We start from the raw sequence: 16865 nt of genomic DNA, 5'->3' as shown, positions 1-16865 counted from the left end.
TCCCCACGGCCTATGCCACGATCAAGGGATTCGAAGTCATGCGAGCCCTGCGCAAAGGACAGGCTCGCCCCTGGTGCCTGCAGCCCGGCATCAGGGGCGAGGTGCGCCTTGTGGAGAGAGCTTTTGGCATTGGGCCCTCGGCGCTGACGGAGGCCATGGGCATGCTCAACCACCATTTCGCAGCAGCCGCCTGATCGGCGCAGAGCGACAGCCTACCTCTGACTGCCGCCAATCTTTGCAACAGAGCCGCATCGAGAATGCATGGACGAAAGAACCGGATGAGTACGAGCTCGCCGTCATCGAATACAACCAAACCTATACCGATCTGGAATCGGGCGGAATCGAGCTCTACCAGTCTAGGTTGAGGAGCATCGACCTGCTGGCCCTCGTTACCGATCTGGTGAACTCGATCGCGAACACGCCGAAGTCGTTCGTGGAAGATATCGATGAGGTGTCACACAAAAAGCGAAGCTTCAAAGAGTCGGCGTCCTTCGCCCGCGAAGAGCTGGACTCGGCACGGAAATCGGCAGCCAGCGCTGGCGCCGGCGTCGCGGCAGGTATGGCCGTTGCCAGCATCGCCCCATCCGCCGCCATGTGGGTTGCCACAACTTTCGGTACCGCCTCCACGGGCACCGCGATCTCTACGCTATCGGGCGCTGCCGCGACGAACGCAGCGATGACCTGGCTCGGCGGAGGCGCATTGGCCGCCGGAGGCGGCGGAATGGCCGGTGGCACCGCTTTCCTGGCAATGGCGGGCCCCATCGGATGGGGCGTCGCAGGCGCCACGTTGCTGACCTCCATCGCTCTCTTTGTGAAAAAGCAGCACGAGATTGCCAGGGAAAAGCACGAAGAGCTCCTGTCGGTGAAGCGGAACACCGAGGCTCTCAGGGAGACGTCCGCAGCAATCGGGGCACTTAAGATAAAGACCAATACCCTTCGCGAAGAGCTGTCCGGGTCCTTTATGCCCTCATGCCGCATGTACGGCGCCGACTACCTTTCCATCTCCGACGACGAGAAACTGGCCCTGGGTGCCTTGGTAAACAATGCGAAGTCCCTGGGCAGCCTCATCGTCGAGAGGGTGGCCGCCCGGGACGGTGAATAGCCATGAACGCAGAGAAGGTACTCAAGAGCTCCCAGGAGCAGGCCGTCGCCGCATGGATCGGCTTGATCAACCAGATGAGAATCGACGACCTCATCGAGAATCTCAACCGCCAAGACCAGAACCTCGATTCCACAATGGAGTCCATGAACTGGGCGCTCGGGAAGATCGAGGACCTCGTCGTTGCGAACAGGGGCGGCAGCAAGGGCATCCATGGGTTCATCGCCGAGGTGGCCGAATGCGGGTTGGAGAATGCGCAGAGCCTCGTCCATGGCGATAAACCGGTAATGGAATGGGTGAACGACAACGGCCCCGCCGACCTTTTGCGCAACGGCGTCGAGATACAGGTCAAGTTCGTGAACGCCGGCGGCAAGTTCTCCTTGGACGCTGTGGCCGCCCATTTGCAGAAGTACCCCGATTTCCTCGACAAAGACGGCATCTATCAGATCCCGAAGGACCATCTCGACGCGGTGCGCTCCCTGTATGAGATGCCAAAGGAGGAAGCAGCCAAACTGGCGTCCTCGACCGGCGGCCCATCCTACTCAACCTGGAAGAGCATCCATGAGTTCTTCGACTCAAGCGGGTTCAGTATCGATGACCTTGAAGCCTCCAAATTCGAGTACTCGGAGGTCCAGAAGAACGCTATCGCCGACAAGATGGCCGAGGAGAAGAGCAGGCTCGCAGACGAGAGCGAGCGGATAAAGAAAGACATCTACGAGGAGCACAAGCCCACGCCTCAAGAGGGCGCGAAAGCCGCAGCGGCTGGCGCCGTTCTGGAAGCGGGAACGGCATTCGTCATTTCAATGAAGCGCCATCTCGGGAACGGAAAGCGTATCGACGACTTGACCCAGGATGACTGGGAGGAAATCGCCAAAGATTCCGGCATGGGACTCGTCAAGGGCGGGGTTCGCGGTGGAGCTGTTTATTGGCTGAACAACTACACGGCCACGCCCTCATCTGTCGCAAGCGCGCTGGTCACTGCGTCATTCGGCGTCGCAGAATGCGCTTACAGGTTCCGCGGCGGCGAGCTGACGGAGATCGAGTTTATAGAACGTTCCGAAATCGCGTGCCTCGATGCGTCCGTGAGCGCATTCTCGAGCTTCGTGGGCCAGGTTATCATTCCGATCCCGATTCTGGGCGCCCTCGTCGGCAACGCCGTAGGGGCGACCGTGTACGAATTGGGAAAGGATTTCTATAACAAACGAGAGGCGGAGCTGCTCGCGCACTATGCCCAGGAGCTGAAGGCCCTCGATACAGAGCTCGAAAGCGAATACGCCGCATGCATCAGCGACCTTCGTGAGAATATGATCAAATACATCAGTCTTCTAGAAAAGGCATTCTCCTCGAATTCCGCCATGGCTTTTTCCGGCTCCATTGAGCTGGCGGCAAGCCTTAACGTTCCAGATAGCGAAATCCTGCACATGCGCGAAGAAGTCGATGATTTCTTTCTAAATTAGAATCAGTCAGGTTAAAGAAACAACGGCCGAGCGAAACCCAATCGCTCGGCCGTTTGCCGTCTAGAACGGATGAATCTCCTTGCACTACTATCATGCTCATAACAGCGAATGCTTGCCTAGGCAGGCAAACGGTCATCGTCTACATCGCCCACTTGAACACAGCGCGGAACAGCCAGACGAAAAAAGCCCAGCGTGACCTTAAGCACCGCCTTGAGGAACTTACCAAGCCTCTTCATCGACGTCACCCCAATCTTCCTTGACCTTGCGGGCGCCATCCTCGGCGCCCTCTTCCTTCTCTTGCGCGAGCAGCCTCGCCAGCTCGTCCGGCACGCCCGGGACCTCCGCCCTCCCCAGCGCGCGCTGCAGGTCCCTAATCTGCGACTTCAGCGGTTTTGAGGGAGGGCCCACGTGCTCGCGGTAGCAGGCGCCGATCGCAGCCGCGTCACACAGGAAGCCCCGCACCCGGGCGAACGCCTCATCGCCGTCGAGCAGGACGCGACCGGCTTGCCCGAGTTCGGCCTCCGAGGCCAGTATGAAGCGCCACCCGCGGGACCTGCACGCAGCCGGGATGTCGTCCGCAGGCGCGTCGGCGCGCCAGTCGTCGCGCACCTGGTGCCAGTTCGCCGTGAGCCAGAGCCCCCTCTCGGGCTCCTCGCGCATCTCGAGCTCGAACGCGGCGAAATAGACGAGGCCGCTTACGCCGACTGGAAGACCTCTTTCTGATATCTCCCCAGTTAAATTGACGTTTCCTTGCGAACAGCCTCCGGTTCTCCGGAGGCTGTTCCGTTATTCCCGCATGAAATCGGCACCCCGGAAGCTCTGTTAAGGGAATAATTACGTGCCCGAACACAGCAAGATACGCGGCGTTATTCGGCGGCATTCGGGGTCACTGAAACTGCGGAAACCGATTTTCGCGTTTTATTATTCCCGTTTGTTGACCTGGGCAAATGCAATTGACGAGGGCTTGAATCCACCTCGCAGTTTCAACTTAGTTTCGGCCGCGCGAAATCGCCCCTCGGGGGACCCGAATTGTGAATTATTCCCGCAGGGCCCCATTATTCCCGTACCGCCGAGTGCTCCGCCGTACCGCCCAGTAGGGGCATGCGGGAATAATTGAACCGTTTTCCCAGGTAGGAATGCAAAAAGAAAGCCCTCGAACCAGAGGGGTCGAGGGCTTTTATTCCCACTATTTCGCTGGCGGCTTTGTTCTGAGGCGATGCCGAAACAGCATCAGGTGGTACTCGGCAGCACCAAAACGCGAGTTCAGAAGCCAGTTTCCGCTATTCCCACTCAATCGTTGCCGGCGGCTTGCTGGTCACGTCCAGGACAACGCGGTTGACTTCCGGCACCGCGTTGGTGATGCGGTTGGAGATGCGGGCCAGGACATCGAACGGCAGGCGCGACCAGTCGGCGGTCATAGCATCCTCGCTCGAAACCGGACGAAGGACGATCGGGTGACCGTAGGTGCGGCCATCGCCCTGAACACCAGCCGAGCGGACGTCCGCCAGCAGCACGACGGGCATCTGCCAGACCTCGCTTATTTTCGGATCTGTTCTTCTCAGTCATAGTCAACGCAGTGAACCGCGAATTCGAGGACACCCATCTGCAGTTGTTGCTTATGCTCGCTGATCGTGGGTGCGAGGACACTAAACTACGTCCCTTCCTATATGAGGGTCACGTCGATGGCGCAATCGTCACCTTGCATCACCAGGTGCCGCACCAAATCCAAACTCTCCAAAATGCTCCTATGGTTTTCATCGGCAGACCTACCCAAGCCCCAACCTTTAACTCATGGGTAGACGTAGACAATACTGAGTCTGGACACCTCGGGGCTCGGCGGCTCATCGAAAGGGGTTCTCGCCGTCTGGCAATCATCACCAGCCCGGTAATCCTGGGCAGCGAGTTAGTGGAACGAGTCTCTGGCTAGGCGTCGGCTAATCTCGAAAACCATCCTTATACGCACCTAGAGACAGCTGGAACGTTTCTAATCGGCAGCCCGGTATCAACGGAGCGTGAATGGCGTGACAAAACCAGGAATACGACAGACTCTGCGCCTCGGAACCCTCGACTAACGGGTGAACTTTTTTGATCTACCTAGATTAGTTAACCGAACAGACGGTATTATTCAGTGAGAATGTATTTATTTCTGGCCGACGAATGGCCATCCGCTCACGACCCTGGGGGGAAATAATGGGTGCGACTAGGGAAAGAAAATTGCAAAGCAACGCCGCAATGCCTAAGCGAATCGTTGCTGCATCGTTGTCGCTTATTTTGGCGCTGTTTATGACACCAGCAGCGGCTTTCGCTGAGGATCAAGCCGGGGCGGAGGATGCCACGCCAAGCGCTACCGCGAGGACAACCCTTAGCAGCGCACCAGGGGAAAATGTCGTGGCTGCTTCTCCTCAACCCACCGAGGCGTCAAGCACCCCGACACCAAGCGCCGGCGATTCTGCCGCGTCCCCAACAGCAGAAAACCAAACCCCAGTCTCGTCGACCGCATCTGAGACAACGCTGAAAGCCACTACCGCCAACCAACCGCAATTACGCTCCCCGCAAGGTGTTTCTGAGGTTTGGGTAGATAGCAAAGCGGGCTCAGACGACAATGATGGCAGTCAAACCGCCGCCGTCAAAACTCTTGAGAAAGCGCTTGGTCTAGTATCCGATGGCGGGACGATACATACCGTCGGCGCGTTCACGTCCGGCACTGACCTGGCTATCAACAAGAACGTCACATTCACAGGCTCTGGCAATTTTCTAACCATCACAAGTGGTGCGAAACTAAGCGCCCCAGGCAAGACGGTCACAATGACCGGCTACAACACCGCATTGACCATCCAGGCTGGCGCTGAGCTTAACGATGGCAACTACATCCTCGACCGCAACACCATCGGCTTCGACCTAAAAGGCAAAATTAACGGCACCTCACGCGAGGCTTTAACTATCTCGGCAAAGAACAGCTTGGGGCGAGGGTTTGTCTATAACTCAGACGCCAGGTTCATCAATTGCACGGTGGACGTCCAAGCCACACCCGGAAAAAGCGAACAGTACGCCGGCCTCTACATGACGAATTCCTCGCTTACCACCCGCGGCGTTTGGTATTACTTCGACCCGGACAAGGGCAAAGGCGGGGTACACCTCGACCACTCTGACTTTTATGCTTACAAAGCTACAGGAGTCAGAGCCTACAAAAATACCCTCGCCCTATTGGGCGCGTCTGAGCTAGTCAACGGCTCCACTCTCACTGCCGATGGCTCACGCATCACGGTCTCGGCGAAATTATCGGTGACCGACTCAAAGGTAGTCATCAAGAACAGCACGGACGGCGGCCTGAACGTCAACTACAAGCCTGGCGAGGCGACATTCACCAACTCTGTGCTGGAAACCACCAACATGAAGTATTACCCCTCCTATGGCGCTGGGCAGTCGTCAGGGCCGTGCTCGATCACCTTTACTGGCAATAGCGTGGTCAATACCGACGCCAGCAATAACACTGCTGACAATGGCGGGGCTAACCGTGGCACCGGAAGCTCTTACGTGGTTACCGGCGGGTCATATTTGATTGCCTATAGCCCCGATTTCAACCACGATGTCGTTACGCCAACCAACGGCGACCAAAACGGTAACGAATGGCTTTCGCTATTCACGCTGGCGGACAACACCATTAATACCGTGAACCCGATCAACGCCAACGGCGTCAGGTACAACTATTCGGTAGCGCAGGCCTCCAAAGACGGGCAAAAGCACATTTGGGCGCCAGCCGCCACAGCCACCTTCAAATTGCAAAACGCTAATGCGTCTTTCGCCGACGGCACCACCGCTGACAAGGCGAAATCAACCGTTCGCGGCTACAAACTCGACGATGTGACGGGTAACACTGACCCCGACACACCAACTGACGCTAACGGCGTAAAGTTCCTAGGCTGGTTCTATAAGGACGCGGCAGGCGCAGAGCATACTTTCGATTATGCGAATGCCCAGCTCGATACCAACATCGAGGTTTATGCGAAATGGGACGCAAAAACCGTCATTTACCACAATGGTGCAGGTGAAGAGTACATCCAAAATGTTGACCCCAACGACACCACGGCCACTGCCCTAGCTTTCGACGAAGTCGCCGCCAAGGTCAGCGCCTTTGTACCGGCAGGAAAGACATTCGTAAAGTGGACGACGGCGCCAGACGGCTCTGGTGACGAGGTCGCACCGGGCGCTGGGCTAACATTCGCTGCAGAGACCACCCAAATTGACTTGTACGCCCAATATAAAGACAACGAATACCGGGTCGCTTTCTCGGCTAACGGCGGGATTTTCTCTGAAACAAGCATATTCAAGACAAATCCTGAAGAGTTTACTGTTGAGACCGACGCCAGCGGCGGCGAGATTGCCGTCCTGAAACAGCCAGCTACATACGGGCAGAAGTTCCGCACACTGCTGACTAAGGTGACTTATGGCGACATCACCCCAGCCAAGGCGGACGCCAAGAAATTGGGGTATTTGCTAGCCAACCAGTCTTATTGGAGCAAGGCTGCCGGCGCAGGCGGTTCGGGCGTCCGGTTTGATGACTCCAGCTTCTTTGGCATCAAGATACCTGGCGCAAACCCAGATATTACGGCTGACACCACGTATTACTTGTCTTGGAAAACTGACCCAACAGTGCTCGAGACCAAAGCGGATCTGACGATTGACGCCGATATGTGGGCTGACTCGATTGACGCGACCACCAAGATAAAGCGGGTTTACACGGAGGGCTCGAAGAGCACCTTCGAGATTACCGGAGCCGTTGATCCCGCCGGTATAAAGAACCAAATGACGGGCATAGAAGGGGTCTTCCCAGAGAACGCTAAGACCCCGGACAAGATTGCATTGTCCAGCCTGAGCTCGACGTTCACCGCGTCCATCACTTTCCCGGATGGCGTAGCTATCCCAGCTAACCCCACCGTTGAGATGGCGGGGTTGGGCGATTGCTTCGAGCTTGCAGGCACTAGCGTAACCGGTCAAACAGTGGACGTAACTTTCAAGTTAAAGCCCGGCATCAAAAACTACAAGCAGCTAAAGGATGCCGTCTTTTCGACCGGAGCTGGAAATCGAAACCTGATTACGGCCACCGTCAAAGGTCTAACCTTGGACGCCGCACAGGTGACCAACGGCCAAGAAATCACTGTAACCGGAACTGTCAAAGGCAATTTCAACGCTGTCGCGCAAGGCTCGACAGCCAGTAAAGTGTCTGCTCGTAGCGCTAGGGCGCTCTTTAGGGCTCAGGCAGAAAACCCTGCACCCAGGTTGCATAGATTCACTTTCACCTGGACAGGTGACCAAACCGATACGGCCAAGGACGTTCGCGCCAAGGACGACTCCACAATCCAGCAAACCTTGCTGGTGGTTAAACCTTATGAAGCTGTACTGCCTGGCGACATTCTGGTCGGAAACGACACTGAGAACACTCACGTTTATGACGCTTTTCAAGGCGAGAATATTGATTTCACCGGCACCCTAGGCTCTGAGGTCGTCAAGAATCAGATGAACGCGATTGAGCTCCAATACCCTGGTGTCACAAACTTGTCGAGCATCAACCTTAGCGATGTGGCTTCGACATTTGCCGCCTCTTTCACGATTCCGGACGGCATGACCTTACCCGATAACCTAACCAAAGATACGGTGAAAGCCGAAGGTCTTGCCGACACATTCACTATCTCTGACGTTTCAGTGGAGGGTAAAACCGTCACAGTGACCATGACACTTAAGAGCGGGATTGTGAATTATCAGCAGCTCAAGGACGCCGTCAACAAGATTGACTCGACCATGAAGGTGACGATCCCGGGCGTAACCGTGAATAAGGACGTCTCAGGCGGCACACAGCTGACTGTAAGTGGCGAAGTGTCTGGCACATTCAACGCCCTGGCAACCTCAGCCGCTGGCACACAGCGGGAGTTCTTCTTCAAGTGGATTGGGGAACAAACACCCGAGGGCAAAGACGTGATGGCACCCGCCAACAGCAAGGCTATCCAGTTCACTGTGCAAGTCCCGTCGCCGATAGCTGGCGAGCTGCCCGGCGACATGCTGGTCGGCACCGACACCGAGCATGATGAAGTCATTACCCTGCCTCAAGGTTCCACATTCGACCTGACCGGTGCCCTGCAAGTGACGCCTATTCATGAACAGATGGGCGGAATTGAAGCCTTGTATCCTGAGGTTAATCACGATGAAATCGCTCTGGACGTGAAAGACTTCTCGTTCGTCGCCACGTTCACTATTCCGGATGGCATGAGCCTGCCGGCCAATCTCGACGCCACACAGGTTGGGGTTGCCGATTTCGGTGCTGGCTTCACAGTCAAAGATGTGACAGCTAACGCCCAGACCGTAACCGTCGTCTTCGCACTGACTGACCCCGCCGCCATCAAGACTTATTCCGATCTTGAACAGGTTGTGGACGCCGCCGGCGGTGCGGAAGGTTGGATGAAGATTACCGTCCCTGGAATCATGATTGACGAAGATGCGGACGTTGACGCGAACCTGACCATTGTCGGCACAGTAGAGGGTAGATTCAGCGCGATGGCCACCTCAAAATCTGGCACGCGAAAAGCATTCTCATTCACTTGGGACGCAATCCAGTGGCCGGACGGCAAGGACGCAGTAGCAACTGACGACGACACGATCCAGCTAACCGTCAAGGTCTCCAAAAGCTCTGTGGTACCAAACGAGCCAGGCGAAGAGGGCTCCACAGCGGTGAAGAGAGTGCGTCGCAAAATGCCTAAGACCGGCGCTAGCGGATTGTCAGCAATTCTTGCTTTGGGACTAGCCGCTGCCGCCGGTGCAGGTTTGGCATCCAGAAAAGTACGTGCGCTTAACTAACGCTGCCATTAGCAGAGATTCCACACTCCCGCGTATTCGACATTGCGTACAGTGGCACGTTGCGCACTCCAACGCTTCCGTCATCCCGGGCGGTAGCGCGAAAGGCGCATGCTTCGCGAAATCACGCTGGTACCCCTCTTACAATGCCGGTTTGAATCATACGCACCTCCGCGAGTCCCGCATTCTGCGCGAAGGCGTCAACCGCCGCCGGCATGCCCCCGACCACGTAGTATTGGCGTAACAGCGCCGTAAGTTTTGACACAAACGATTTCACGCTGTCGGTGTTCTCGGAATCCAGTAGCTTCCGCAGAGGGACGTTCCCGGTTGCATCGAAAAAACTCGCGGAAGCTCAACGGGTAAAGGTTCAGCGCATCGCGCCTTACCCACGGGGTAACCGGATCATTTATGAGCTGAGAGATTAAGGAGAGAGCCGGCCGCTGCCACCGCATAATCCGGCGCCTCCGGACTAAAGCGATTAGACCATTTCCGCATATTATTCTTGATGTCTCGCCGGTTACCCCGAATTTGCCAAGATGCCTTTTCAAATGACCGGGATCTATTCCCACTCAACTGTCACAAGGCTAGTTTCCACACGCTAACAGTTTGTCGTCTCGTGCTCGCCCGTGCCGCTGCGTGCTCGCTCGTGGCGTTTCGTTATTGGGGAGTATTTTCACGAAGCGGCTCCAAGGGTGTACTCACCTGTACTCACCACTGAGTACACTTTCTGTACTCAGCCCTCGGGGAGTGATCACGAGACCCTCGGGGAGTAGTCACAGCCGCAGGTCAGTGATGGGGAGTATTACTCATTTTTAAAAGGTGAGTACAAATCAGCAGAATCGTGTACTCGTTTTAGGCTTGGGCGCTCTTAACAAGCGGACGGATCCAACGAAAGGACGAACCCCGCTCGGCTCTTCGCGATACGATGTGTAGCACCTTCGTGCAACGTTCAGGCGAAATGCCCTGCCTGCGACTAGTGGGTAGAGAAGATGTTCACGACGAGGACCCCTGCGACGCACATGACAATGCCCGCGATCATCGGGGCATTGAGCGGCTCCTTGAATGCGAACACCGATATCCCCGTGGCCATGATGATGCCGAGTGCGCCCCACGACGCGTAGGCGACGCTCAGCGGAATGCCCTGCAGCGCCTTCGAGAAGAACCCGAAGCAGAGGCCGTAGAGCGCCAGGCAGCCGATGGACGGACCGAGCTGGCTGAAGCCGTCCGACAGCTTCATGTAGAACGTAGCACCGCATTCAAAGACGACGGCGACCGCCAAAAAGAGGTAGTACATGGGACCCCCAATCCTTTCGATGTTCCATAGCAAAAGCTATGCTAAACTCTCGGGTAACCATAGAGTCAAGGGGCGAAAATGAGATTCCTAAAATCCGGCGAGTTCGCCGAGCTGTGCGGCACGACGAAGAACACGCTCATCCACTACGACCAGATGGGGCTCCTGAAGCCTGCTCGTGTTGCGGAGAGCGGTTACAGGTTGTACCTGGCATCGCAGCGCTACCGGTTCCTGTCGGTGAGGGCTCTGGCGGATTCCGGCATGCCGTTGCAGGAGGTGAAGCGTGTGCTCGAGACCGACGACGCGCGCGCTCTTGCCACGTCGCTCGATGCCACACGCGGCAAGATTGAAGCTCGCATTGCGAGCTTGCGAAAATCCCTCGAGCGTATAGACGAGGTCGCCCGGCAGGCCCGAGCAGCATGCGAGATAGATGCCAGGTCCATCGGGGTCATCAGGCGCCCTGCGCGAAGGATCGCCATGCTCGGCGTCGCCGCAGTCGGCCTCGGCGCCTATCCTGACGACCTGGTCGTGAGACGTGACCTGGAAGTCGCAGCGCTTCTCGCCGAGGCTGGTCTGATGGCAGAGCTCGCACCCTATGGCGGCGTGTGCAGGGAAGCGCCCACTCCTGATCGAGACGTTGCTTACGACGACCTGTTCTACGTGCTGCCGGACGATTCCGCCTATAGCGGCGCGACCGTCGAGCTCGAGGCCGGCGAGTACGTGGTCGCGAGCTACGACGGCCCCTGCTCGGGACTCGGTCGCGCCCACGCTTCGCTCGTCGCCTTCGCGCGCGGTCAGGGACTTCGCGGCGACCTGCCGCGCTACGAGATATCGGCCTTCAAGCTGCTGGACCAGGAGGACAGGTACCGCTGCTCGATAGAGATGAGGGCGCTTGGGATTTAGCGCGACGGTTGCCGAAATGGCCCCAAGAGGCTTCCAAAGGCTTAAAGAACCCCTCTGCCAAGCGCAAGTCGACAGAGGGGTTTAGCATGCTTAGCTGGAGAAATATGCCCTTCCGTTACTCCCACTCAATCGTTGCCGGCGGCTTGCTGGTCACGTCCAGGACAACACGGTTGACCTCGGGCACCGCGTTGGTGATGCGGTTAGAGATGCGGGCCAGGACATCGAACGGTACGCGCGACCAGTCGGCCGTCATGGCATCCTCGGACGACACGGGGCGCAGCACAATCGGATGGCCATAGGTGCGGCCATCGCCCTGAACACCAACCGAATGCACATTCGCCAGCAACACCACCGGACACTGCCAGATCTCACGATCCAGCCCGGCAGCGGTCAGCTCCTCGCGGGCAATCAGATCCGCGGCGCGCAGAATCTCCAGGCGTTCGCGCGTCACGTCACCAATGATGCGAATTCCCAGGCCAGGACCGGGGAACGGCTGACGCCACACAATGTTCTCCGGCACGCCCAGTTCCAGGCCAATGGCGCGCACCTCATCCTTGAACAGCGTGCGCAGCGGCTCCACCAGCTCAAAGTTCAAGTCCTCCGGCAGTCCACCGACATTGTGGTGCGACTTGATGTTCGCAGCACCCTCGCCGCCACCGGATTCAACAACGTCGGGGTACAGCGTGCCCTGTACGAGGAACTTGATCTCCGCGCCCGCTTCACCGGCCTCACGCACCAGTTTCAATTGCGCAGCCTCGAAAGAACGAATGAACTCGCGGCCAATGATCTTGCGTTTTTGCTCCGGGTCGCTCACGCCAGCCAGAGCATTCAGGAAACGCTCCGACTCGTCCACCGTCACCACGCGGATCCCCATCGTGCCCGCGTAATCATGCTCGACCTGCTCACGCTCACCCGCACGCAGCAACCCGTGATCAACAAAAATACACGTCAGCTGATCGCCCACCGCTTTGTGCACCAGCGCGGCAGCAACCGAGGAATCCACGCCGCCGGACAGACCGCAGATCACGCGCGCATCGCCCACCTGCTCACGAATACGCGCCACCTGATCATCAATAATCGACCCGGGAGTCCAATCAGTGCCAATACCCGCGCACTCGTGAATGAAGTTCTCAATGAGCTTCTGGCCAAACTCGCTGTGATGCACCTCAGGGTGCCACTGCACACCATAGAGCCGGCGCGACTGATCCTCGAACGCGGCAACAGGTGTTTCCTGCGTGCTGGCCGTCACAGTGAAACCATCCGGCGCCTGCTGCACCGCATCACCGTGACTCATCCACACGGACTGTTCTGCCGGAGTACCAGCAAGCAGCGCGCTGGAGGCGCCCTCGTCAATCGTGAGCGACGTATGGCCGTATTCGCGCGTTCCCGTCTTGCCGACGGTGCCGCCCAAAGCCTTCGCCATGACCTGGAACCCATAGCAAATGCCGAGCACTGGGACGCCTGACGTGAACAGCTCAGTGTCAAACGTTGGCGCGTTGTCCGCGTACACAGATGACGGGCCGCCGGACAGGATCACCGCAGCCGGATCCTTCGCAAGCATCTCGACGGCCGGCATCGTATGCGGCACGATCTCCGAGTACGCAGAGGTCTCACGGACACGACGCGCAATCAGCTGCGCGTACTGGGCGCCAAAGTCAACAACAAGAACAGGACGATTTTCAGTGCTCACAGGCTCATCGTAGCCGTACGGACGACCCATGCGCCACAATCACTGCGTCACCGTCAGCGAACCTGCCAAAGGCGCGTTGGAATCACCACCCACATACAGTTCGATGCGCGTGGCGTCCTGGACCCAGTCCTTCGTGACCGCGCTCCAGTACCGCAGTTGATCGGGGCCGAGGGGGAACGTCACCGTCACGGTCTCACCGGCCGGGATGCTCACACGTGAGAATCCCTTAAGCTCACGCAAAGGCCTCGAGGACGTGCCGTAGCACTGGTGGATGTACAGCTGGGCAACCTCGTCGGCATCCACATCCCCGGTATTCGTGACGTCAACGCTGAGCGTGGCTGTCTCACCGACGCGGATCTGATCACGATCCAAACGCGGATTCGAATACTCAAATGACGCGTAGCTCAAGCCGTATCCGAACGGGTAGAGCGGCGTGCTCGGCTCGTTGAAGTAACGCTCACCTGCGCCTTCGGGCTGGAACGTGCGGTAGTGGTTGTAGACCATCGGCACCTGCCCCACGTTGCGTGGCCATGTGATCGGCAGGCGACCGGCAGGCGAGACATCACCAAACAGCGCGGCTGCCACGGCTGCACCTGCACGCGTCCCCGGATACCAGACCTGCATGATCGCACCGACGCCCTCATGACTATCAACACAAGTCAGGTCCAGCGGGCGGGCCGACATACACAGGACAACGAGGGGGGTTCCCGTCTCTGCCAGACGCTGGAGCTGCTCCAGTTGGCGCCCCTGGAGTTCCAAGGTGGACACGGAGGCCTTCTCACCGATCTGGTTCTGATGCTGGCCGATCACCACGACCGCAACATCGCTGCGTGCAGCAAGTTTCACGGCGGCGTCAATGTGCGCGTCATCATCCCAGTCCTCGGGGGTGCGGTCCACGACCGGTTCATTATCGTCGAACATCGAGGGATAGAGGCGCTCCCCTACTCCCGCGCCAGGTTCAAACTCAACGTTCACATCCTGACCGGCGCGCTGGCGAATACCGTCCAGGATCGTCACTGTTTCATCGATGTCGTACTTGAAGCACCATGGGCCCAACGGGTCTCGCCGTGCGTTGGCCAGCTCACCGATCACTGCGATGGAAGACGTCTTGTCTGCCTTGAGCGGCAGCGTGGAGTGTTCGTTCTTCAGCAGCACGAATGTGCGTTCAGCAGCGTGCTGTGCTGCGTCGCGATGCTCAGGTGTGGACAGGGTTGCGGCAGCGTCTCCTTCGTCAACATATGGATGTTCAAACAGGCCAAGGTCGAACTTGGCGCGCAGTACGCGACGGACGGCTTCATCCAGCACCTCCATCGAGACACGTCCGTCCTCTACCGCTTCGGGCAGGTGCTCGTATGCGGCCTCGAACATCGCCATTTCCATATCAAGACCGGCGTTGACGGCTCGCGCGCCCGCATCGGGCAGGTCCTTGGCGAAGTGTTGGACGGTGAGCGAGTGGACAGCGTTCGCGTCAGACACAACGAACCCCTTGAAGCCGAATTCGTCGCGAAGCGTGTCGGTCAGCAACCACTTGTTGCCCGAGGCAGGCACGCCGTTCAGATCCATGTACGCGCTCATGATGTTGCGTGCGCCAGCGGCAACAGCGTCACGGAACGGAGGCAGATACACGTTGTGAAGTTCTGAATCGGACAGGTCGACGTCTTCGTAGTCGCGGCCGCCGCGAGCCGCACCGTAACCGGCAAAGTGCTTGGGACCGGCAAGGATGGCGTCACCTGGCACAGCGCCGTCCGCGCCCGCACCGCCCTGGAAGCCTGCCACCTGTCCGGCAGCCATCGCACTGCCCAGGTAGGGATCTTCACCTGCGCCTTCAATGATGCGTCCCCATCGCGGGTCTCGTGCAATGTCGACCATCGGTGCAAATGCCCAGTGGATGCCGACTGAACGCGCCTCGCGTGCTGCGATGCGCTGGGCGGCCGAGGCGCTGTCAGGATCCCAGCTTGCTGCCATTGCCAGTGGCACCGGGAAGATGGTACGCAAACCGTGGATGACGTCGTAGCCGAAGATCAATGGGATTCCGAAGCGATGGTGCTCAATCGCCAGTTTCTGCAGCCGGTTCGTCTCAGAGGCTTCGTTGACGAACAGGAGTGATCCTACCCGCCCCGCTTTAATCGCTTTTTCCACCATCGCGCGTTGGGCTGTGTTCGCATCTTCTCCGTCAGCGGGCGCGCCGTCCTGCTGGTTCAACGCCATAGCGAGGTAGAAGTACTGGGTCAGTTGTCCGGCTTTTTCTTCAACCGTCAGGCGTCCCAGCAGGTCGTCGACGCGTTCAGTGGTCGACAAAGCAGCATCTTGGAATGGGTAAGCAGCGTCAGTCATCATTGTCCTTTCACGGCAGTTAACACCCTAATATTACAGTCGGTAAATTAGAACATCAAGGACCCCGGCCAGATGCGCATGGACTGGTCCTGGATCATGCGTTTTGAGCCCGCCATTGCCGGACCTGAACGCATGGTCATCGACGTGAATACAGGCGAGTTCGCGGCAGGGCAACGCTGAGCGATCTACCGACAACCCTGGTCGCGCGCCCATTGCGTTGCCGCGTTCACCGCTTGAGCCGGTTCCACCGTCACATCCGGTGCGATCGGATCTTCCGCGTGAGTCGTTCCCATGCGGTCTTTCGTCACGCCGACTGTGACCACAAGCTGCTTTCCTCCATACAGCGGGAACGGTGTATTGACCGTGGCATATCCTGCGGTCGGCTGGCCAAACACGCGCGTATTCGGTACGCCTTTAAAAGCGAGCAAAGCCTGCTCACCGGAGCTGCCAGTGTGTTCACCGGTGACAATCGCGACCGGCACCTCTGACTTTTCCGTGATGTCAACGGTCGTGGGCCTTCCGCCGCCGCTGACCTTCCCGCTCTCCAACATGACGGCGCTTTCGCCTCCGCCCGTAACAAAGTAGGACACGGGACCGTCAGGAATCAGTGGCGAGATACCGGCAATCATCGGCCCCATGTCGCCACCACCGTTTTCACTGAGGTCAATCACCGCCGCGCACACATTCGCTCCGGACACAGCTTGCGCAATAGTTTGCGCGTACTCGCTGCCCTGGTCGGGTGTGCCCATAAACGCGGGCATATGAACAGTCACGACACCGTCGTTTTCTTCCACGCTCGGCGCTTCGTACTCGTCGACGGCTTCTTGCGCTTCGTCCGGCATCATCAAGAACGAGTGCTTCGTTCCCGCAATTTTGACGGCATCGGACAGGACAGCGTCGACCTCGTCAATGCTGGTGGCTTCGCTGATTGCCTGTTCGACTCGTGGGCGCTCATCCTGCCAGGCTTCGGACGATGCGTTGATTCCCTGGTCAAGATGGCCGAGGGCGACTTCACCGTAGCGCTGTGGACTGGGCTCAGTCAGCCAAATACCGAAGTTGGGTCCCCACCTGACGACAGCGACTCCAAGCATCGCAGCGGCGACAACAATCAGTGCCACCAGGGCGATGATGATTCGTTTGGCTACCGTGGACATGGACTAAGCTCCTCACGTTGACGTGTCGGTCTGCGTTCCATTATGAGGAGGCAGGCCCATGCGTGCGAAGACAGCCCCATCTACATTGCGGGGT

Annotated in this window: 9 protein-coding genes and 2 pseudogenes; 5 read left to right on the top strand and 6 right to left on the bottom strand. The window is 58.2% G+C overall.

From position 1 onward, the window contains the following. The 3 genes and pseudogenes from AC1EJZ_RS10835 to AC1EJZ_RS10825 form a co-directional block, all read left to right on the top strand. Positions 1-194: pseudogene (locus AC1EJZ_RS10835) on the top strand (IS6 family transposase); the annotation flags it as partial. Between the two features lie 41 nt (positions 195-235). After that, the gene (locus tag AC1EJZ_RS10830; RefSeq protein WP_480294930.1) at positions 236-1102 is read left to right on the top strand and encodes a hypothetical protein; all 867 of its coding nucleotides are present in this window, start codon (positions 236-238) and stop codon (positions 1100-1102) included. A 2-nt stretch (positions 1103-1104) separates the two neighbouring features. Further along, positions 1105-2556, top strand: coding sequence for a hypothetical protein (locus AC1EJZ_RS10825; protein WP_480294929.1), 1452 nt, complete (start codon positions 1105-1107; stop codon positions 2554-2556). A 219-nt stretch (positions 2557-2775) separates the two neighbouring features. On the opposite strand, the gene AC1EJZ_RS10820 is transcribed toward AC1EJZ_RS10825, so the two are convergent. Together AC1EJZ_RS10820 and AC1EJZ_RS10815 are read right to left on the bottom strand one after the other, a co-directional pair. Then, positions 2776-3216, bottom strand: coding sequence for a hypothetical protein (locus AC1EJZ_RS10820; RefSeq protein WP_480294928.1), 441 nt, complete (start codon positions 3214-3216; stop codon positions 2776-2778). 620 nt (positions 3217-3836) lie between these two features. Then, positions 3837-4091: pseudogene (locus AC1EJZ_RS10815) on the bottom strand (GMP synthase (glutamine-hydrolyzing)); the annotation flags it as partial. A gap of 697 nt (positions 4092-4788) precedes the next feature. Between AC1EJZ_RS10815 and AC1EJZ_RS10810 the strand changes: the two are divergent. Next, positions 4789-9402 (top strand): LPXTG cell wall anchor domain-containing protein, encoded by a 4614-nt coding sequence (locus AC1EJZ_RS10810; protein WP_480294927.1) that lies wholly within the window; start codon positions 4789-4791, stop codon positions 9400-9402. Between the two features lie 970 nt (positions 9403-10372). Here the strand turns inward: AC1EJZ_RS10810 and AC1EJZ_RS10805 are convergent. Then, a complete protein-coding gene (locus tag AC1EJZ_RS10805; protein WP_058236198.1) occupies positions 10373-10693 on the bottom strand; it encodes a DMT family transporter in 321 nt (106 codons plus the stop codon). A 78-nt stretch (positions 10694-10771) separates the two neighbouring features. Here AC1EJZ_RS10805 and AC1EJZ_RS10800 point away from each other — a divergent pair, with 78 nt between their 5' ends. Beyond that, a complete protein-coding gene (locus AC1EJZ_RS10800) occupies positions 10772-11593 on the top strand; it encodes a MerR family transcriptional regulator (protein WP_058236199.1) in 822 nt (273 codons plus the stop codon). A 115-nt stretch (positions 11594-11708) separates the two neighbouring features. On the opposite strand, the gene guaA is transcribed toward AC1EJZ_RS10800, so the two are convergent. The 3 genes from guaA to AC1EJZ_RS10785 form a co-directional block, all read right to left on the bottom strand. Then, positions 11709-13283, bottom strand: coding sequence for a glutamine-hydrolyzing GMP synthase (guaA, locus tag AC1EJZ_RS10795; RefSeq protein ID WP_257525372.1), 1575 nt, complete (start codon positions 13281-13283; stop codon positions 11709-11711). A 39-nt stretch (positions 13284-13322) separates the two neighbouring features. Continuing rightward, positions 13323-15617 (bottom strand): glycoside hydrolase family 3 N-terminal domain-containing protein, encoded by a 2295-nt coding sequence (locus tag AC1EJZ_RS10790; protein ID WP_480294926.1) that lies wholly within the window; start codon positions 15615-15617, stop codon positions 13323-13325. A 185-nt stretch (positions 15618-15802) separates the two neighbouring features. Then, positions 15803-16771 carry a S41 family peptidase gene (locus tag AC1EJZ_RS10785; RefSeq protein WP_480294925.1) on the bottom strand — a complete coding sequence of 323 codons (969 nt, stop codon included), beginning with the start codon at positions 16769-16771 and terminating at the stop codon, positions 15803-15805. Positions 16772-16865: the final 94 nt, after the last annotated feature.

This window comes from Pauljensenia sp. C0170B5 (assembly GCF_056590195.1).
The sequence above is the reverse complement of the archived record's forward strand: the minus strand, read 5'-3'. Positions and strand labels throughout refer to the sequence as shown.